General features: G+C 58.4%; 18 protein-coding genes. 5 read left to right on the top strand and 13 right to left on the bottom strand.

The features are described from left to right. Positions 1 to 55: 55 nt before the first annotated feature. From ACZZ0G_RS26435 to ACZZ0G_RS26475, 9 genes are all read right to left on the bottom strand, one after another. The gene (locus ACZZ0G_RS26435) at positions 56 to 1,360 is read right to left on the bottom strand and encodes a hypothetical protein (protein WP_463558160.1); all 1,305 of its coding nucleotides are present in this window, start codon (positions 1,358 to 1,360) and stop codon (positions 56 to 58) included. 45 nt (positions 1,361 to 1,405) lie between these two features. Continuing rightward, positions 1,406 to 2,155, bottom strand: coding sequence for a hypothetical protein (locus tag ACZZ0G_RS26440; RefSeq protein WP_463558161.1), 750 nt, complete (start codon positions 2,153 to 2,155; stop codon positions 1,406 to 1,408). Between the two features lie 44 nt (positions 2,156 to 2,199). Then, complete coding sequence (locus ACZZ0G_RS26445) at positions 2,200 to 2,880, bottom strand: C39 family peptidase (protein ID WP_463558162.1); 681 nt, start codon at positions 2,878 to 2,880, stop codon at positions 2,200 to 2,202. Positions 2,881 to 2,943: 63 nt separating this feature from the next. Beyond that, positions 2,944 to 3,933, bottom strand: coding sequence for a heme utilization protein (locus tag ACZZ0G_RS26450; RefSeq protein ID WP_463558163.1), 990 nt, complete (start codon positions 3,931 to 3,933; stop codon positions 2,944 to 2,946). 73 nt (positions 3,934 to 4,006) lie between these two features. Then, complete coding sequence (locus ACZZ0G_RS26455; protein ID WP_463558164.1) at positions 4,007 to 4,582, bottom strand: adhesin; 576 nt, start codon at positions 4,580 to 4,582, stop codon at positions 4,007 to 4,009. 1 nt (position 4,583) lies between these two features. Then, positions 4,584 to 5,036, bottom strand: coding sequence for a hypothetical protein (locus ACZZ0G_RS26460; protein WP_463558165.1), 453 nt, complete (start codon positions 5,034 to 5,036; stop codon positions 4,584 to 4,586). A gap of 357 nt (positions 5,037 to 5,393) precedes the next feature. Continuing rightward, positions 5,394 to 5,918, bottom strand: a complete 525-nt coding sequence (locus ACZZ0G_RS26465; RefSeq protein WP_463558902.1) for an AAA family ATPase — start codon at positions 5,916 to 5,918, stop codon at positions 5,394 to 5,396. Beyond that, on the bottom strand, positions 5,915 to 6,478 hold the full coding sequence (gene pnuC, locus ACZZ0G_RS26470; protein WP_463396325.1) for a nicotinamide riboside transporter PnuC: 564 nt from the start codon (positions 6,476 to 6,478) through the stop codon (positions 5,915 to 5,917). The genes ACZZ0G_RS26465 and pnuC overlap by 4 nt, the downstream gene beginning before the upstream one ends. Positions 6,479 to 6,733: 255 nt before the next feature. Continuing rightward, positions 6,734 to 8,368: a methyl-accepting chemotaxis protein gene (locus ACZZ0G_RS26475; RefSeq protein WP_463558166.1), complete on the bottom strand. Its 1,635-nt coding sequence runs from the start codon at positions 8,366 to 8,368 to the stop codon at positions 6,734 to 6,736. A 305-nt stretch (positions 8,369 to 8,673) separates the two neighbouring features. Between ACZZ0G_RS26475 and ACZZ0G_RS26480 the strand changes: the two genes are divergently transcribed. Beyond that, positions 8,674 to 9,504 carry an undecaprenyl-diphosphate phosphatase gene (locus ACZZ0G_RS26480; RefSeq protein ID WP_463558167.1) on the top strand — a complete coding sequence of 277 codons (831 nt, stop codon included), beginning with the start codon at positions 8,674 to 8,676 and terminating at the stop codon, positions 9,502 to 9,504. Then, a complete protein-coding gene (locus ACZZ0G_RS26485; protein ID WP_463558168.1) occupies positions 9,501 to 9,932 on the top strand; it encodes a DUF1294 domain-containing protein in 432 nt (143 codons plus the stop codon). Before ACZZ0G_RS26480 ends, ACZZ0G_RS26485 begins: the two co-directional genes overlap by 4 nt. Positions 9,933 to 10,047: 115 nt before the next feature. Here ACZZ0G_RS26485 and ACZZ0G_RS26490 read toward each other — a convergent pair whose 3' ends face one another. Next, positions 10,048 to 10,407 (bottom strand): MmcQ/YjbR family DNA-binding protein, encoded by a 360-nt coding sequence (locus tag ACZZ0G_RS26490; protein ID WP_463558169.1) that lies wholly within the window; start codon positions 10,405 to 10,407, stop codon positions 10,048 to 10,050. Beyond that, on the bottom strand, positions 10,404 to 11,312 hold the full coding sequence (locus ACZZ0G_RS26495) for a LysR substrate-binding domain-containing protein (RefSeq protein ID WP_463558170.1): 909 nt from the start codon (positions 11,310 to 11,312) through the stop codon (positions 10,404 to 10,406). The genes ACZZ0G_RS26490 and ACZZ0G_RS26495 overlap by 4 nt, the downstream gene beginning before the upstream one ends. A 127-nt stretch (positions 11,313 to 11,439) precedes the next feature. On the opposite strand from ACZZ0G_RS26495, the gene ACZZ0G_RS26500 reads away from it, so the two are divergent. Together ACZZ0G_RS26500 and ACZZ0G_RS26505 are read left to right on the top strand one after the other, a co-directional pair. Then, complete coding sequence (locus tag ACZZ0G_RS26500; RefSeq protein WP_463558171.1) at positions 11,440 to 12,051, top strand: FMN-dependent NADH-azoreductase; 612 nt, start codon at positions 11,440 to 11,442, stop codon at positions 12,049 to 12,051. A 235-nt stretch (positions 12,052 to 12,286) separates the two neighbouring features. Continuing rightward, positions 12,287 to 13,324: an alpha/beta hydrolase family protein gene (locus ACZZ0G_RS26505; protein WP_463558172.1), complete on the top strand. Its 1,038-nt coding sequence runs from the start codon at positions 12,287 to 12,289 to the stop codon at positions 13,322 to 13,324. A 125-nt stretch (positions 13,325 to 13,449) separates the two neighbouring features. Here ACZZ0G_RS26505 and ACZZ0G_RS26510 read toward each other — a convergent pair whose 3' ends face one another. Further along, positions 13,450 to 14,637, bottom strand: a complete 1,188-nt coding sequence (locus ACZZ0G_RS26510; protein WP_463558173.1) for an MFS transporter — start codon at positions 14,635 to 14,637, stop codon at positions 13,450 to 13,452. A 283-nt stretch (positions 14,638 to 14,920) separates the two neighbouring features. Next, complete coding sequence (locus ACZZ0G_RS26515) at positions 14,921 to 16,507, bottom strand: ABC-F family ATPase (RefSeq protein ID WP_007914779.1); 1,587 nt, start codon at positions 16,505 to 16,507, stop codon at positions 14,921 to 14,923. 379 nt (positions 16,508 to 16,886) lie between these two features. On the opposite strand from ACZZ0G_RS26515, the gene lpxO reads away from it, so the two are divergent. Next, complete coding sequence (gene lpxO, locus ACZZ0G_RS26520; RefSeq protein ID WP_463558174.1) at positions 16,887 to 17,786, top strand: lipid A hydroxylase LpxO; 900 nt, start codon at positions 16,887 to 16,889, stop codon at positions 17,784 to 17,786. Positions 17,787 to 17,826 lie beyond the last annotated feature (40 nt).

Here is a 17,826-nt window from a genome sequence, read left to right on the forward strand (position 1 = left end):
ACGCCAAAGGCCCGTTGCGAGATGATCGCAACGGGCCTTTGCGTTTTCCGAACGGTTAGAAGTAGTACGGGAATTTCAGGCTGAAGGAAAAGTCCGGGGCATCGTCCGTCATGCCGATGGACAGGTTGGGCACGATGGTCAGGTTGTCAGTGGCCGCAATGGTCATGCCGACGTTGAAGTAACCGGCGTTGGCGTCGCTGGACACCACCGATTCCCAGTCACCGCCATCCTGTTTCAGCTTGCTCTTGCGTTGCACCAGGTCAGATACCGAGAACGACATACTCATCTTCTCGTTCAGCGCAAAGGCAATACCGGCGCCGATCTGGAAGCTGTCGCCGATACGCACCTTGCCCGGGGTCTTCTGGTTGACGGTGGAACTGATGTCGTCGAACGACTCCTCGAGGTTATGGGTGTAGGACAAACTGCCGAACAGTACGGCGGGGTCAAATGTCTTGACCAGCGAGATGCCCGGCGTGATCGACCAGACGCCGTTGCCGGTGGGCAGGGTGTCAGGCACGAACAGGTTGGAGTTGGCATCGGTCTGGCGCAGTTTGATCCCGAACGGATCCTTGCCGGTTGGCGCCTTGACCCGCAAGGTGACCACCGCGTCCGGCGTATTGACCGACTCATCCAGGAACTTGTAAGCGATGCCGAAGTTGACGTCGCCAATGGTCGGATCCTTGGTCACGGTTTCTTCGGTGGTGACACCCGCCGCGCCCTGATTGCCGCCGCCCGACTGATAAGTCGATTCGCGATAGACCACGGGCACATTCAGGTCGAACTGCCAGCGGTTATCGAAGTTGTAGCGGCCCGTCAGGTCGAGGGTCCAGGTGTCGGCCTTGATCCGGTCGAGATTGATGTTGCCGAGGAAAATCGAATCCAGCGCGAGGAAGCCGTTGAGAATCAGCTGACGGGTGTCATAACGCGAATAGGTAATGCCGGTTTCAACGCTGAACTTGCCGCCGCCAAAGAAGCCGCTGGCCTCGTCATACAGGTTGGAAACGCTCTGCGCCGGTTGCGAATCGTCCGCCAGTGATTGCCCGTAAGAAGCGCCACTGCCCCCGGCGGCGCCTCCTGATGCTGCTGCCGCACCGGTGCCGGTGGCGACGCGGTTGCCTTTCATGTCCGATGGCGATTTGGCCAGTCGTTTTGGCGCAGGGGCGGCGGGTTGCTCTTCAACCTGGCGGACTCGTTGTTCAAGTACCGCAAGGGCTTTTTGTTGCACTTCGTATCGTTGTTTCAGCTCCAGAAGTTCCTGTTTCAGGGCCTCTACATCCGCGTCCGGTGCCGCTTGCAGCATCGCGGACGGGAGAAGAGCGCTCAAACACACTGCGGCACGCAGTGATACTGATCGATACATGAATAAGCCGTCCCTTTAAGCCCAATGATCGAGACTCAGCGTAGTTCAATATCCAATACTGCGTAGGGCCCCGAGTTGAGTCAGGTTGCAATCCAGTGCGCCGGCGCTTCTGCCGTTATTATTGAGTACGACGTTAAGTTGAGTCAGGTTGTTGACCACGTTGGCACTCCCGAGCAGACGGGTATTCTGCAGCAGACCGCTCGAAGCGACCTGTTGCAGTGCCGTGCCTTGATTGCCACTGGCTTGTATTGCCATTTGCACGCCACCCGTACCGGTTGACGACACCGCGACATTGCCGGCGGCATTGCTGCTGGAAATAGTCTGGCCGGGCGTGAGGGCTTGACCCTGTGTGGGGGCGAGTGCTGGCGCCTGACTGGCTTCTTTGACGTTGATGGCAACGTTGTTGTTCGCGGTGTTGCCGTCACCCGCTGCGCGCACGCTCTGCGTCACGCCCGACGATGTGTTGAGGCCGGCACCGCCGATGATCGATCCAGTGCCCAGTTCCGGCGTATTGCCGTTGCCCATCTCCTTGATGGTCGACACGTAAAATTCCGGTTTGACGATGGATTGTTGCACCTGCATTGATGCAGACGCCCCGATCATGTCTCCGCTGGCGTTGCGCCAGGTACTGCTCATGACAATGCCGAAGCTGATGATCCGCCCCGGCATCACATACCGACCACGCAGCTCGGCGAGCTCCTGGTCCTTGATTTCTATGGGTTTGAATCCTGCATTGGCATAGCCCGATGCGCTCGCTGCCAGGCAGGCGGCGGCCAGCCAGTATGAGGTTTTCATCTGCTGCTCCCGGGACATCCAGTCCCATTTTCTATAATCGGCGATTAAAAGAAGTCGCTCTGTATGAACCCGAAATCCATCAATTCCGCATCTCTGACAGGGTTGAAGCCATCCAGCTTGTTCTTGGCCGTCAACGGTACGGGCGGGCTGCGCAAGGCATTGGCCTTGTCGTATCCGGGACCGACGATGGCAAAGACAATGCCGTTCCAACCTTTGACAAAGTCATCATGTTTGTAGCGTTTATGGCCGAGAACCGGGTCTCCGATGTAAACCCAATCCTTGTCCGAACGCTGTAGCACGACGAAATGCTTGTAGCCGCGAATTTCCATCAGTACCACCACCGGGATCGTTACCGCTTCGAGCTTCTCCGGTGGAATCTTGTAACCCCTGGCGCGCATGCCGATGCTTTCTATGTAGCGCTTCATGTCGAGCATGGAAAACCCTTGAGTACGAACAAGGTCCTGGTCAGCGTTGACCAGCATGCCTTTGATGATGTGCTCCTCATCGACGTCGAGCCAATAGGCCTGGCGTAACACCGTGGCCAGTGCAGCAGCGCCGCAGCTGAAATCGGTTTTCTGTTCGACGATGTCGGCAAACTTGCGCTCACGGATGCTCTGCACGTTTTTGTAGACGAGCGTGCCACCCGGCAGGGCAGCCACGGGCATCTGACCGGCCTGAGTCAGGCCACAGACGAAAAGCAGAGTGAGGAGGGCAGTCTTACGCATGATCGATACGCCTTTGCGGACTGAGGAAAAGCCCCGTTTCCGGGGCTTTCGTTTCGATCGCGATTACAGGCAGGCTCTGCAGCCAGCAGCGATGGACAGCGAGTTGCTTTGTTGGTTGCCCACACCCGCCGAGACGTTGGCTCCGCCGTTGCCGGAGAAGTTGTTCATCGAGTTGGTCATGTTGGCATTGTTGACGACAGGGGCTTTCCAGCCATCTTTGGTCATCACTTGTTGGGTGGTTACGCCAGCGAGGCCAAAAGTACCGACGGCTTCGAATTTGGCTTTCTGGTCATCGTTGCCACCGTGGCCGCCGCCACGATTGCCATAACCGCCGTGGTCATCATCTTCGATGGTTGCAGTGCCTTTGGCTTTAAACACGCCAGCGGCCGCGTAAGTACCGGTAAGGGTGTCTGTTTTGTAGGTCTGCACGCCTTTGTTTTCTACAACCAGGCCAGTGGAGGACTGATTGGCAGAGGCGGCGGCAGTGGCTACACGGCCACCGGATACGGCGATCGCCAGGTTGTTTTTCTGTTGGTTGAAGCTACCTGCAGACACGTTGATACCGATGTTGCCGGAACCATTGTTGCCTGCATTGTTGAGCGTAGCGTTATTGAAGGTGGACGAGTTTTTAACGTAGTTATTGTTGTTGACTTGAGTTGCACTCGAGGCAGCAACAGCGGTGCCGAAGATAAAGCTTTCGTCGGCAGTCGCCAGGGCGGCGGCGTTGTCTTGTTGGTTGCCGTCGCCGGCTGCAACGTTGGCGCCCATATTGCCGTTGGAGCCATTGAGCGAGTCGCTGGCGTTGGCGTTATTGAGGGTGCCCTGGTTTTTTACCACGTTGCCGTCGCTGTTTTGTTCGTCGAGAACTGCAGCCCCGGCGCCGGCGGTGATTTGCAGAAGTTGTTCCAGGGAAGGGCCTTTTGGCTGGTTATTACCGTGCCCGTTGCCGTGGCCATTACCATGATCGTCATCACGACCGCCTGCCTGTGCTGCGATTGCCATCACTGCTGCAAGTGCGAAAACCAGTGGTTTGAGAGCCATTGTAGGTTTCATGGTGTTTCTCCATCGTGCTTATTAGTTGGTTAAGTGTTGGTACTTTCTAATTGCACTGCTTTTGTTGTTTGGGTCAGTCAGCGACCCGGATGCTCAGGGTGTTAGCCATTCGGTTCCCCACCCCGGCACTCTGGTTCACCTGGATTACCCCGCGGCTGCCGGTGAAGGCCTGATCACTTGTCGTGACCTGGCGACTGCCGGGTGAGGTACCAGTTGCTCCTGAGCTCGGTAAAAGCGCCACGTTCTGTTGTGAAAGGGCACTGTCGTCAACGCTCTGCGGGGCAGCACTGATGCTGACGCGCGTGACGTTGGCCATCTGGTTGTTGGCCCCGGCGCCCTGGTTGACGCCCAGGATCCCGTTGCCGTTGCTGAAAGAAGTGCCGCCGATGTTTGCGCTGGCATCCATGGCGCGTGAGGCAGGTGTGTCGATTTTCTGCATGACGCTGGTCGTGGCATGGGACTCGGTGCCAATCGCCACGGCCTTGACGTTGGTCTGCTGCATTTGATCGCCAGCGGCCTGGTTGACGTTGAAGTTGCCGCGATACTGGACGCCGGAGTCTTGAATATTGGCTTTGTTCACAGAAGCGGGATCGGCGGCCATGACACTCGAGCAGGCCAGCAAGGCAATGAGCAGGAGGGAACGATTCATTTCATTGGCCTCCGGCCATGCGGGTCAGGGGAGCAAGGCCGGAACTCATGGCGCGATTGATCGTGCCGGAAATCGCACCACCGGAACCGCCGCCATGGCCAGCGCTCATACCGGGCATCCCGTTGGGATTGGTGACGGTATTGAGGCCTGGCAGGTTGGAGCCAGCCTGGACATTGTTGACGGTGCGGAACGCGCTGCCGCTGGCGACACCGGCGAAGTCGCCGTCGCTCAATTCGGTGCTGTTCATGGTGGAGTTGATGCGTGCGGACGGGTTGGCATTGACGGTGGTCGGGTAGGGGTCTTTGCCGCCATTGCGACCGATCGGGATCGGCTGGACATCGCGGTTGAGGACGATGACGCCATTGCCTTCCGCGTGAACATTCAAACTGAGCAATGTGCTGGCTGCTGATCCGATCAGCAGGAGGCAGGTCAAGCTTTTATTGAAATTCCCCACGGCTGCAATTCCTTCTTCAGTGGGCTGGCCCTAGTCAGCGTTGTGAAGGAGAGAGCGAAAGCTGTGCCGCTTTTTAAAATCATCCGTATTTCAATGGCTTAACCAAAATTCACGGCTGAGTGATACAGACGCTGTTTCATCAGTGAGACACGCACCCTCGCAACAACCTGTCTATTGGCTGAACAATGCTCTGGAACAAGGGTTTGCGCGACTGTGTTTCAGCGGTGTAACAACGTCGATGACAAAGCCATGAACAGTGTTGAAACGGGCGCTTTGCACGGGGGGGAGTGTTTCAGGAACGGACACTTTGCCCCCAAAACAGGGGAAACCGCCGGGGAATTTGCCCCGTTGAACCGGTCACTCGGCGAGCAATTGCTCGACGGCGGCAAAGGCGCTCAACTGGCGTTCGGCCCAATTGCCCTGGACGATCTGAAAACGCATGTGGTGGTTTTCCAGCCAGTTTTGCGAGGCCCGGTAAAACGCCAGTCGCTCGCGCAGGTCCGGTTGGCAACGCTGACCGTCATCGGTCCAGTCGATCTGCTCTGGCGAGAGTAAAAGATGCAGGTCGTAATGCCGTTTCAGCAACTCGGATTCCAGCCAGTCCGGGCAGTCACCGAACAGCGTCTGGCTCCACAGAATATTGCTCAGCAAGTGAGTGTCGAGAATCAGCAACGACGGCTGTTGCGCTCGCGCTTCATCTTCCCACCGCAACTGGCCCCGAGCGATTGCAGGGATGTCGGCCAGGCAGGTGTCACGGGGATTGAGTTCGATAAAACGGCGCACGTACTCGTCCACGCGCACGCCGCCAAAGCGTTGTTGCAGGCCCGCCGCCAGCCAGCTCTTGCCGGTGGATTCGGGGCCGGTGAGGACCACGACCTTCATGTGCGCAACGCCGGGTCGGCGCGCCATTCACGAAAGCCTTGAATCGCCAGTAAGGTGAACAGCCCGTACAGCGCAGCGGTGAGGTACAAACCCTTATAGATGAACAGCCCGACAAAGATCACGTCGAGCACGAACCACAGCGCCCAGCATTGCAGGCGTTTCTGCGCCATCCACAACTGCGCCACCAAGCTGAAACCGGTCAACGCCGCGTCGAGCCACGGCTGCGCTGCGTCGGTCCAATGGGCCATGGCCGCGCCGAGCAATACGCTGCCGATGGCGCCTGCGCTGAGACCGAGCAACAGCGAACGACGATCGAGGCGCGTGACTTCGCGGCCGTCGTGCATCGTCCCGGCGCGGGTCCATTGCCACCAGCCATAGACTTGCAACGCGGCGTAAATCACTTGCAGCAACATGTCCGAGTACAGCTTCACTTCAAAGAAGATCCAGCTATAGAGCAGCACCATGACCAGACCGATCGGCCAGCACCACGGATTCTGTTTGACCGTCAGCCATACGGCGATCACACCGAGGGCGGCAGCAAACAGTTCAAGCCCGGACATGGGGGTTCCTTGGTGAAGTGAAAGAAGGAGGCGGATTGTACTGCATTCGCCCAAACCCCTCACCCTAACCCTCTCCCAGAGGGAGAGGGGACTGACCGAGTTGGATGTTCGAGATACGCCGACCTGATCTTTCTGTGTTGAATCCATAATCGAATCGATTTTTCAGGTCGACGTATAGCTTGAGACACCTCGGTCGGCCCCCTCTCCTCGGGGAGAGGGCTGGGGTGAGGGGTGGGCTCACCAGAGTCATACGGGTCAGACGCGGAACTGGCGTAACAGGGCGTTCAGTTGTTCGCTCAATTGGCCGAGGCGCAGGCTGGCTGCGCTCGACTGTTCGGCTGCGATCGCCGTGCTGTGCGAGAGGCCAGCGGCCTGGGTGACGTTCTGATTGATGTCCTCGACCACATGCGCCTGTTGCAGCGTAGCGCTGGCAATCGACGCATTCAGACCATTGAGGTTGCGCAACGCCTGGCCAATGGCATTCAGGCTCGCCCCGGCCAGTCCTGCTTGTTCGATGGTCAATTGCGACGCCTTGCTGCTGTCGCCGATGACCTTCACGGCCGCCTCGGAATGGTTCTGCAGACGTTCGATCATCGACTGGATTTCCGCCGTCGATTTCTGCGTACGCTGCGCCAACAAGCGCACTTCATCGGCGACCACGGCAAAGCCGCGCCCTTGCTCACCGGCGCGGGCCGCTTCAATTGCCGCGTTGAGCGCGAGCAGGTTGGTCTGCTCGGCAATCGAGCGGATCACTTCCAGCACGCTGCCGATCTGGGTGCTTTCGGCAGCCAGGGTGCGAATCACTTCAACCGCTTGATCAATGGTGCCTGACAGCTTGTCGATCTGCTGCAAGCTGCCATCGATGTTGATCTGGCCCTGTTGCGCCTGCGCTTCGGCGTCGCGCATTTCGGCGGCGGCGTGCTCGGCGTTCTTCGCCACGTCCTGCACGCCATAGGTCACTTCGTTGATCGCCGTGGCCACCAGTTCCATCTGCTGCGATTGCTGCTGGCTGCGCTGCTGGGCCTGCGAGGCGTCATTGCCCAGTTCGCTGGACGACTGGCCCAGGGCGCTGGCTGACACCTGCAAGTCACCGATCACCCGGCGCAGTTTGGCGGTAAAGGCATTGAAGTGATGCGCCAGTTCAGTGACTTCATCCTTGCCATGAGTATCGAGGCTGCGGGTCAGGTCGCTTTCACCGCTGGCGATGTTGGCCATCGCGTTCACGGTTTCCTGCAATGGACGGACGATGCTGCGCGCGATCAGGATCACCAGCAACGCCATGATCAGCGCAATCGCCAGGCCGATGACCGTAGCCTTGATCACCTGACCCTGGAATTCCGCTTGAACGTCGTCAACGTAAACCCCGGAGCCGAGCACCCAGCCCCACGGCTCGAACAGTTTGACGTAGGAGGTCTTGGCCACCGGCTCACTGGCGCCCGGTTTTGGCCAACGGTAGTCGACCATGCCGGCGCCTTTGGATCGGGCGATGGCGACCATCTCGTTGAACACCGCAAAACCGTCCGGGTCGCGGATCGCCGAGAGGTTTTGGCCTTCGAGTTTCGGGTTGGTCGGGTGCATGACCATCACAGGCGTGAGGTCGTTGATCCAGAAATAATCGCTCTGGTCATAACGCAAACCACGAATTGCCGTCAGCGCCTGTTTCTGCGCCGCTTCTTTGGTCAGGGTGCCGGCGGTTTCGAGGTCGTGGTAATAGGTCAGCAGGCCGCTGGCCGTCTGCACCACGTGCTGGGTTTTCTGGGCTTTGGCGTGATAGAGATCGTCGTGGATCTGCTTGAGCATCAACGCGCCCAAGGTCAGCAACATGACCACCGCCACAATCAAGATGAGCCACAAGCGTCGGCTGATCGACACACTGCGCAAGCTGTTCATAACGCTGTCACTCCGGATTCTTTTTCTTGTAATAAACGACCGCCAGCATCCAACCACGAATTTGTGAGCGGGCATACGCGACCCAAGTCGTATAACGCGGCAGCGCTATTAAGGCTTGTCTGTTAGGATTTCGGCCCCGCGCGTGAAAACCTGAATCCAAATTGATATTTCACGGAATTTTGACCGTTTCGTGTGGATCCTGTGCGTGCGGAATCGGTACAGCCATAACCAGCTACGCTGATCGCAGTGAACGAAAAAAAAATACTATCGGGGCATGCCCGCGTGCATCGCTCTTTGGGGGATTGATGGATCTTTGGACGGCCTTGCAGGCACTGATACTAGGAGTTGTAGAGGGGCTGACGGAGTTTTTGCCCATTTCCAGTACCGGACACCAGATCATCGTTGCCGACTTGCTCGATTTCGGCGGCGAACGAGCCATGGCGTTCAATATCATCATCCAGCTCGGCGCGATCCTCGCGGTGGTCTGGGAGTTTCGACGCAAGATTCTCGACGTGGTCATCGGCTTGCCGACCCAGCCGAGCGCACGACGTTTTACCGCCAACCTGCTGATCGCTTTCTTGCCCGCCGTGGTGCTGGGTGTGATCTTCGCCGACCTGATCCACGAATACCTGTTCAATCCGGTTACCGTCGCGGCTGCGCTGGTGGTGGGCGGCATCATCATGTTGTGGGCGGAAAAACGTCAGCATGAAGTGCACGCCGAGACGGTCGACGAGATCACCTGGAAGGATGCATTGAAAGTCGGCTTCGCCCAGTGTCTGGCGATGATCCCTGGCACTTCGCGCTCCGGCTCGACGATCATTGGCGGCTTGCTGTTCGGCCTGTCGCGCAAGACTGCCACCGAGTTTTCATTCTTCCTCGCGATGCCGACCATGGTCGGTGCGGCGGTCTACTCGGGCTACAAATACCGCGACCTGTTTGTGCCGGCGGACTTCCCGGTGTTTGCCATCGGTTTTGTCACCGCGTTTATCTTCGCCATGATTGCCGTGCGCGGCTTGCTCAAGTTCATTGCCAGCCACAGTTATGCGGCGTTTGCCTGGTATCGGATCGTGTTTGGTCTGGTCATCCTGGCAACGTGGCAGTTTGGCTGGATCGATTGGGCGGCGGCCAAGCCATGAGTGATTCCCGCGCACGCCGCCCCGAAGGGCGACCATCGGGTGGCAACAGCATCCAGAACCTGAAGCTTAAACTGGTCATTCTGCTGATCGTCTGCGCGTTGCCGTTGTTCGGCTCGGTGTCGATGTGGCTGCGCGGGATCTCGCTGGTGCCGCTGACCGCTTATGGCGTGGTCAGTGTGCTCGCGTTCTTCATGTATTGGGCCGACAAGCGCAAGGCGCGCGCGGATGCCTGGCGCACGCCGGAGAACATCCTTCATGCCGTGGAACTGGCCGGTGGCTGGCCGGGCGCGTTGATCGCCCAGCAGGTGTTCCGGCACAAGACGCGCAAGGTGTCGTTTCAGATTCTGTTCTGGGTGATTGTGCTGCTGCATCAGGTGTTCTGGATCGACCAGCTGTTTCTTGGCTCGAACTTGCTGGCGCTGTTCTAAAGAACTGCAAAAAACCAATGTGGGAGCGAGCCTGCTCGCGAAGAGGTCGTGTCAGACGACATCATCGTTGAATGAAAGTCCGCTTTCGCGAGCAGGCTCGCTCCCACAGGGGAAGTTAAAGTAATAATCCGATTTGGGTTTTCTTCGGCAACTTGCTCACCACCAATTGATGCGAGCGCTGCAACAACCCGCGCAACTCCTCGGCACTCAGCGGGTAGGGCGGATGCATGATGATCCACTGCGCCCGCGCCAGATACGGTGCCGGGTGTATGCCCGGACGGTCGCAATGGCCGAGAAACAGATCCTTGTCGACCTTGAACGCCAGTGAGTCGCCACGCAGTCCTTGCAAGGCGAACATCTTGTTGCCGGCAATCGAAAACACCCGCACGCCGCCCCACTTGTAATCTTCCCGAGCGCCCGGCAATGCCAGGCAGAACGCCGCCACGCCGGCTTCGCTCATCTTTCCCTTGCTCATAACAACCGCTCCCCACAGGCATTGAACGATTCGACCAGATGATCGATCCATGCGCGCACAGCCGGCATCACCCCGCGTCGATGCGGATACACCGCTTGCAGCCAGCCGCCGGGCAGTGACCACTCGGGCAGCATTTGCACCAGCGTGCCGTTTTCCAGCTCGGCCTCGCAATACATCATCGGCAACAACGTAAAACCCTGACCGGCCAGAACGCAGGCCTTGCGCACGACAAAGTCATCGATGCCCAGGCGGGCTTCCATATTCAGTTCGAAACTGTTGCCCTTTTGGTCGAGCAGGCGCACATGCACCATGCGATCGGCCTCCAGCGCACCGAGTACAGGAAGGTTCTTCAAGTCTTGCGGATGGTTGATCGTCAGATCCTGCAAGAATGCCGGACTGGCCACCACCACCATTTGCGCCTGACGCAAGCGCCGAGTGACCAGCAACGGATCCTCATCACCGTGTTCACGCACACGCAGCGCGACATCAAAACCTTCGCCAACCAGATCGACGCGGCGATTAAGCAGGACGACTTCCAGTTGCACCTGCGGAAATTTGCCAAGAAATTCGCTGATGACCCACGGCAACATTTCCCGGGCCAGACCGGTCGGGCAGGAGACGCGCAGTCGCCCGCGCGGCTCACTGGACATGCTCGCCACCGCCTCATCGGCCATTTCCGCTTCCAGCAACATTGCCTGGCAATGACGCAGATAGCGTTCGCCCACCGCCGTGAGATTGAGTTGCCGGGTGGTGCGTTGCAACAAACGCGCACCGAGGCGTTCTTCCAGTTCGGCTATACGCCGCGACAACCTTGACTTGGGAATCCCGAGCAATCGCCCGGCCGCGGCAAACCCGCCGGCCTCGACGACTTTGGCGAAATAGTAGAGATCGTTGAGGTCTTGCATAGATAAATCCAACTGTTCTATCAGTGGGACAAACTATCGCATTTCAGGCGGCTAATCATCCATTGGTTTCTTGCGTAGGATTGTCTCCATTCCATCGCCACCGGCGATTCCTTCCAGGAGATTCCACATGAAACTGCTGCATATCGATTCGAGCATTCTGGGCGACAACTCGGCTTCCCGTCAGTTGAGTAGCGAAGTTGTCAAAGCCTGGCAGGCTGCTGATTCAAGTGCCGTGGTGACCTACCGCGACCTGGCCGCCGACGCCATCAGCCATTTCTCGTCGACCACTCTGGTGGCCGCCGGCACCACCGCTGAACTGCGCAACGCCGCACAACAGCACGAAGCCGAACTGAGTGCTTCGACCCTGGCCGAGTTCATCGCTGCCGACGCCGTCGTCATCGCTGCACCGATGTACAACTTCACCGTACCGACCCAACTCAAGGCGTGGATCGACCGCGTTGCCGTTGCCGGTCAAACCTTCCGTTACACCGAAGCCGGCCCTGAAGGCCTGTGCGACGGCAAGAAAGTGGTAATCGTATCCACTTCCGGCGGCATCCACGCCGGTCAGGCCAGCGGTATCGCTCACGAAGAGTACCTGAAGCTGGTGCTGGGCTTCCTCGGCATCACCGACATCGAAATTGTTCGTGCCGAAGGCCTGGCCTATGGCGAAGAAGTGCGTAACAACGCCATGACTGCTGCCCAGGCAAAAATCAGCGAGCAACTGTTCGCCGCCGCGTAAGGCTTGCGTAAAGAACAGCTGATGTTCAGGTAACACGCAAAAAACTCTGTATTCTGGTTCCGCAAGGGGCGAATACGGAGTTTTTTGTTTCTGGTTGTTACATAATCTGGCCCGGGTTATGCAGTCACACAATCAGCGTCTGAATGCATTGCCGTACCGAAACACCGAATCCCCGGGGTTTCAGGCCCGCAACGCAACGGATCTTTCGATTGAGTAACAACAGGGTGGGCATCCCATGATGCGTCTTTGTGCAACGTTACTGATTTGCCTGCTAGGCAGCCTGAATTCAGTGCAAGCTGCGCCTGGACGTCATCCTGTGTGGAGCGTTGGTTATCACGAAATGACCTTCCTCGATCCGCTGGATCTGCAACCGATGCGCGCCATCGCCTTCTATCCGTCCAGCGACCGCGAACACTTGAGCCTGCTCGAAGGCTATTCGGTCGAGGCCGGCGAAGACACCAAGGTTGCCATCGGCCGCTTTCCCATGCTGATGCTCTCTCACGGCAACACTGGCACACCGCTGGCGCTGCACGACCTTGCGACGTCCCTGGCGCGCAAAGGCTTCGTGGTGGTGGCGGTGATTCATCCCGGCGACAACTCCAAAGATCACAGCCGACTGGGCACCCTGAGCAATCTCTACGGACGGCCGATCCAGATTTCCGAAGCCATCACCGCAACCCTTGGCGATCGCATGCTCGCGCCGTATGTCAACGCTGAGCAGGTCGGCGTGATCGGTTATTCCGCAGGTGGCGAAACTGCTTTGATTCTGTCGGGCGCGCAACCGGACCTGGATCGTCTGCGCCGCTATTGCCAGGAACGTCCGGATGATCGTGACGCCTGCAATACGCAGGGTGAGCTGATCGTCGATCGCGATGACCTGCAACCGGTGGCCGATCCGCGCGTTCATGCGCTGTTGTTAATGGCACCGCTGAGTCTGAAATTCGGCCGGCACACCCTCGCCGATGTGCATGTGCCGGTGCTGCTTTACAGCGGCGATGGCGACAAACTGGTCGCGTTCGATAAAAACGCTGCTGCCTTGGCGCGCAAACTGCCGACGGCGCCGGATTTCAAATTATTGGCTGGGGCAGGGCACTTCGTGTTCATGGCGCCGTGTAATGAAGAGCAGATTCGCGCCATGCCAGCGTTGTGTACCGATGCTGATGGTGTCGATCGCGAGGATATCCATCGCAATCTGATCTCGGAGGCGGGGCGGTTTTTCTCCCATGCCTTGGGCAAACCGACCCGGGCCGGGATGCAAACCGCAGATCAATAGTCAGCCACAGAACCACTGTGGGAGCGAGCTTGCTCGCGAAAGCGTAGTGTCAGTCAATACATGTGCTGACTGATTCACCGCCTTCGCGAGCAAGCTCGCTCCCACTGTGGTTTTGCGTCGATGATTCAGGTCGATGCCCGGCTCTTGAGCAGCAAGGTCAGGCCGAGCCCGATCACTGACAACAGCGCCGCACTGAAGAAAATCCACGAATACCCCAGATTCAACGCCACCGCGCCCATCAACGGTCCGGCAATCGCCAGTGCCAGATCGAAGAACACCGCATACGCCCCCAGCCCTGAGCCGCGACTGGAACTCGGCACTTGTTTGATCGCCTCAACACCCAGCGCCGGATACACCAGCGACAGACCAAACCCCGCCAGCCCGGCGCCGAGCAAGGCGAACGCGGTCGACGGCGCCAGCCACAGCAGCACCAACCCCACGGTTTCGATGGTCATGCAGGCGATAGCGGACCTGAACCCGCCAAAGCGACCGATCGCCGAGATAAACAGCAGACGCGACAGGATGAAGCACACGCCAAACACCGTCAGGCAGTACGCCGCACCGGTCCAGCCACGGTTGAGGTAATACAGCGTGATAAACGTGGTCAGCGTGCCGTAACCGATCGAGGCCAGGGTCAGGCTGGCGCCATACGGGGCAATCCGCCCGAACACTGCCCAGAATGGCAGCCGTTCGCCACGGATCACCGGCACGGAGGGTTTGTTGCGGATCAGCAGCAGCGCGCCCGCCGCCAGTACTGCCAACGCGATACCGAGGCTGGTGAAACCGTAATCGGCGACCATGACCACACCCAGCGGCGCACCAATGGCAATCGCGCCATAGGAGGCGATGCCGTTCCAGCCGATGGATTTTGCCGTGTGTTCGACACCGACCTGGCCCATGCACCAACTGATGGTGCCGACCCCGATCAGCCCTTGGGCGATGCCGAGCAGCAAACGCCCGATAATCAGAATGATCAGGCTGGTCAGCGGAAAGTCTTGTAGTAGCGTGGATACCAGCGTCAACAAGCCGCTGAGGACGATGCCCCACAAGCCATAAATGATCGCCCGTTTGGTCCCGACCGTATCCGACATGCGCCCGGCCATTGGCCGGCTGAGCAGGGTTGCCAGATACTGCGAGCCAATCACCAGCCCGGCAATGACTGCGCTGAAACCCAGCTGCTCATGTACATAACCGGGCAACACCGCAATCGGCAAACCGATGCAGAGGAAGGCAATAAAGGTATAGAACACGATGGAGACGATCTGCAGGGTGATCGCCATGGAGCTTTGCGGTGGCAGTTGCTGCGCAGACATGAGGACTCGTTCGCGGGCGGCGGTGGGAGAGTTCGCATCATGGCTTGGGCTTGCGATAAAAGAAAGCAGGCTATCTATTTTTCCTGAGGATTGATCTCGCCGCTACTGGCCCCTTCGCGAGCAGGCTCGCTCCCACAGGGGAATGCATTTCAAAATGTGGGAGCGAGCCTGCTCGCGAAGGTAGCCGCACCCGCAAATCCCTCACCCTGAAATGCAAAAAGCCCTGTCACATGGACAGGGCTTTCAACTTGCAGCTAGCCGCTCGAAACTCGAAGCTGCTTTTTTAGAACACTACGCCCTGACTACGCAGGTAGTCATCGTAAGTGCCGCTGAAGTCGGTCACGCCATCCGGGCTCAGCTCGATGATGCGCGTGGCCAGGGACGATACGAACTCACGGTCGTGGCTGACGAAGATCAGCGTGCCCGGGTAGTTTTCCAGCGCCAGGTTCAGCGCCTCGATCGATTCCATGTCCAAGTGGTTGGTCGGTTCGTCCATGATCAGCACGTTCGGCTTTTGCAGAATCAGCTTGCCGAACAGCATGCGACCCTGCTCACCACCGGAAATCACTTTGACCGACTTGAGGATCTCGTCGTTGGAGAACAGCATGCGGCCCAAAGTGCCGCGAATCATCTGTTCGCCCTGAGTCCACTGACCCATCCAGTCGAACAGCGTAACGTCGTCTTCGAAGTCGTGCGCGTGGTCCTGGGCGTAATAGCCCAGTTCGGCGGCGTCGGTCCACTTGATGCTGCCGGCGTCCGGGGTCAGTTCGTTGACCAGGGTGCGCAGCAGGGTGGTTTTACCGATACCGTTCGGGCCGATGATCGCCACGCGCTCGCCGGCTTCAACCTGGAAGCTGAAGTCTTTGAACAACGGCTTGCCGTCGAAGCCTTTGGCCATTTTTTCGACGATGACCGCCTGGCGGTGCAGCTTTTTGTTCTGATCGAAGCGAATGAACGGGCTCACGCGGCTCGAAGGCTTGACCTCGGCCAGCTGGATCTTGTCGATCGCCTTGGCGCGGGAGGTGGCCTGCTTGGCTTTCGAGGCGTTGGCCGAGAAGCGGCTAACGAACGATTGCAGCTCGGAAATCTGCGCTTTCTTCTTGGCGTTGTCCGACAGCAGTTGCTCGCGGGACTGGGTCGCCACGGTCATGTACTCGTCGTAGTTGCCCGGGAACAGGCGCAGCTCGCCGTAATCCAGGTCAGCCATGTGCGTGCACACGCTGTTCAGGAAGTGACGGTCGTGGGAGATGATGATCATCAGGCTGTTACGCTGGGTCAGAACGTTTTCCAGCCAGCGAATGGTGTTGATGTCCAAGTGGTTGGTCGGTTCGTCGAGCAACAGCACTTCCGGATCGGAGAACAGCGCCTGCGCCAGCAATACGCGCAGTTTCCAGCCTGGCGACACTTCGCTCATCGGGCCGAAGTGTTGCTCGATGCCGATACCCAGGCCCAGCAGCAGTTCACCGGCACGGGACTCGGCGGTGTAACCGTCCATCTCGGCGAATTCGGTTTCCAGCTCGGCCACGGCCATGCCGTCTTCTTCGCTCATTTCCGGCAGCGAGTAGATGCGATCGCGCTCGGCCTTGACCTTCCACAGCTCTTCGTGACCCATGATCACGGTGTCGATCACGGTGAATTCTTCGTAGGCGAACTGGTCCTGGCGCAATTTACCCAGACGCACGTTCGGCTCGAGCATGACCTGACCGCCGGACGGATCGAGATCGCCGCCGAGGATTTTCATGAAGGTCGACTTGCCGCAACCGTTGGCGCCGATGAGGCCGTAGCGGTTGCCCGCGCCGAATTTGACCGAAACGTTTTCGAAGAGCGGCTTGGCGCCGAACTGCATCGTGATGTTAGCTGTAGAGATCAAGAGTTATTCCTGCGAAGCATTCTTAAAAAGCGAGGGTGCGGCTGGAGCGCTTGGCCCGAGTCAAAGTGCGCTGAGGCGGGGAGGTCCCGTCATCAACCAAGGGGGGCGCGTAAAGTTTGGCGGCGATTGTACTGGTCTGGCTCTTTAAACGATAGGGCGATGACGCCACGATCGCCGATTGGCGCAAACGCCGGACAGTTTTTCACAGATGAAGGTTCACTATCGGTTACAAACTGTGGCTAAAATGCCACCTTTCACCGAGCGTCCGGAAACGGCGCGGGCCAAGGACGTGCCATTTGTATTCAGACCACTGCATAAGACGCTGAGCCTCAGGCCGCCAGGCGCGCAGTTTGTTCACTTCTGACGTGTGACGATTTCCGTGAAACTCATCATTGCTGCTATTTATGTCATTTCGATTGCATACGTTCACCTGCGGGGCCGTGTGCGGCACAAACTCGGTCGTCAATTGAGCGACCATTCGACGTTCCTCGCGCCGATCAACTGCTTTCTGTATCTGTTCTCGAAAAAGCCCAACCAGCCGTACCTCGACCCGAGCGAGTTTCCGGACTTGAGCCCGTTGCAGGCGCACTGGGAAGAAATCCGCGAAGAAGGGCAGAACCTGCTGCGTGCCGGCGAGATCAAGCGCTCTAATCAGTACGACGATGTTGGTTTCAACTCCTTTTTCAAAAGTGGCTGGAAACGGTTCTACCTGAAGTGGTACGGCGAAAGCCATCCGTCGGCGATGAAGCTGTGCCCGCGCACCACCGAACTGGTGCAGAGCATCGGCTCGATCAAGGCAGCGATGTTTGCCGAACTGCCACCGGGTTCGAAACTGGTGCGTCACCGCGACCCGTACGCAGGCTCCTATCGCTATCACTTGGGCTTGGACACGCCGAACGATGCCGGTTGCTACATCAACGTCGATGGTGAGAACTATCACTGGCGTGATGGCGAAGCGGTGATGTTCGACGAGACGTTTATTCATTACGCCGAAAACACCACCGACAAGAACCGCATCATCCTGTTCTGCGACATCGAGCGGCCGATGAAATATCGCTGGGCGGCGGCGTTCAACAGTTGGTTCAGCCGTACGGTGATGTCGGCGGCGGGCGCGCCGAACGATGCTGGCGACCGTACTGGCGGGATCAACCGATTGTTTACCCGGATCTACAAGATTCGTCTGCGTGGCAAAGAACTGAAAAAACGCAATCGCAAGCGTTACTACATGGAAAAGTGGGCGATCTTCGGCGGTTTGCTGGCGATCTTCATTCTGATCTGATCAATGTAGTGAATTAACTTACGCCTTCGCGAGCAAGCTC

The sequence above is a fragment of the Pseudomonas sp. AC169 genome (assembly GCF_979258515.1).

What these genes read in the sequence shown, in the direction of transcription:
- ACZZ0G_RS26435 (WP_463558160.1), bottom strand. Translation starts at nt 1,360, where the DNA reads ATGTATCGATCAGTATCACTGCGTGCCGCAGTGTGTTTGAGCGCTCTT.
- ACZZ0G_RS26445 (WP_463558162.1), bottom strand. Translation starts at nt 2,880, where the DNA reads ATGCGTAAGACTGCCCTCCTCACTCTGCTTTTCGTCTGTGGCCTGACT.
- ACZZ0G_RS26455 (WP_463558164.1), bottom strand. Translation starts at nt 4,582, where the DNA reads ATGAATCGTTCCCTCCTGCTCATTGCCTTGCTGGCCTGCTCGAGTGTC.
- ACZZ0G_RS26465 (WP_463558902.1), bottom strand. Translation starts at nt 5,918, where the DNA reads ATGAAGGTCGTGGTCCTCACCGGCCCCGAATCCACCGGCAAGAGCTGG.
- ACZZ0G_RS26490 (WP_463558169.1), bottom strand. Translation starts at nt 10,407, where the DNA reads ATGAGCAAGGGAAAGATGAGCGAAGCCGGCGTGGCGGCGTTCTGCCTG.
- ACZZ0G_RS26495 (WP_463558170.1), bottom strand. Translation starts at nt 11,312, where the DNA reads ATGCAAGACCTCAACGATCTCTACTATTTCGCCAAAGTCGTCGAGGCC.
- ACZZ0G_RS26505 (WP_463558172.1), top strand. Translation starts at nt 12,287, where the DNA reads ATGATGCGTCTTTGTGCAACGTTACTGATTTGCCTGCTAGGCAGCCTG.
- ACZZ0G_RS26440 (WP_463558161.1), bottom strand. Translation starts at nt 2,155, where the DNA reads ATGAAAACCTCATACTGGCTGGCCGCCGCCTGCCTGGCAGCGAGCGCA.
- ACZZ0G_RS26510 (WP_463558173.1), bottom strand. Translation starts at nt 14,637, where the DNA reads ATGTCTGCGCAGCAACTGCCACCGCAAAGCTCCATGGCGATCACCCTG.
- ACZZ0G_RS26480 (WP_463558167.1), top strand. Translation starts at nt 8,674, where the DNA reads ATGGATCTTTGGACGGCCTTGCAGGCACTGATACTAGGAGTTGTAGAG.
- ACZZ0G_RS26485 (WP_463558168.1), top strand. Translation starts at nt 9,501, where the DNA reads ATGAGTGATTCCCGCGCACGCCGCCCCGAAGGGCGACCATCGGGTGGC.
- ACZZ0G_RS26450 (WP_463558163.1), bottom strand. Translation starts at nt 3,933, where the DNA reads ATGAAACCTACAATGGCTCTCAAACCACTGGTTTTCGCACTTGCAGCA.
- pnuC (WP_463396325.1), bottom strand. Translation starts at nt 6,478, where the DNA reads ATGTCCGGGCTTGAACTGTTTGCTGCCGCCCTCGGTGTGATCGCCGTA.
- ACZZ0G_RS26475 (WP_463558166.1), bottom strand. Translation starts at nt 8,368, where the DNA reads ATGAACAGCTTGCGCAGTGTGTCGATCAGCCGACGCTTGTGGCTCATC.
- ACZZ0G_RS26500 (WP_463558171.1), top strand. Translation starts at nt 11,440, where the DNA reads ATGAAACTGCTGCATATCGATTCGAGCATTCTGGGCGACAACTCGGCT.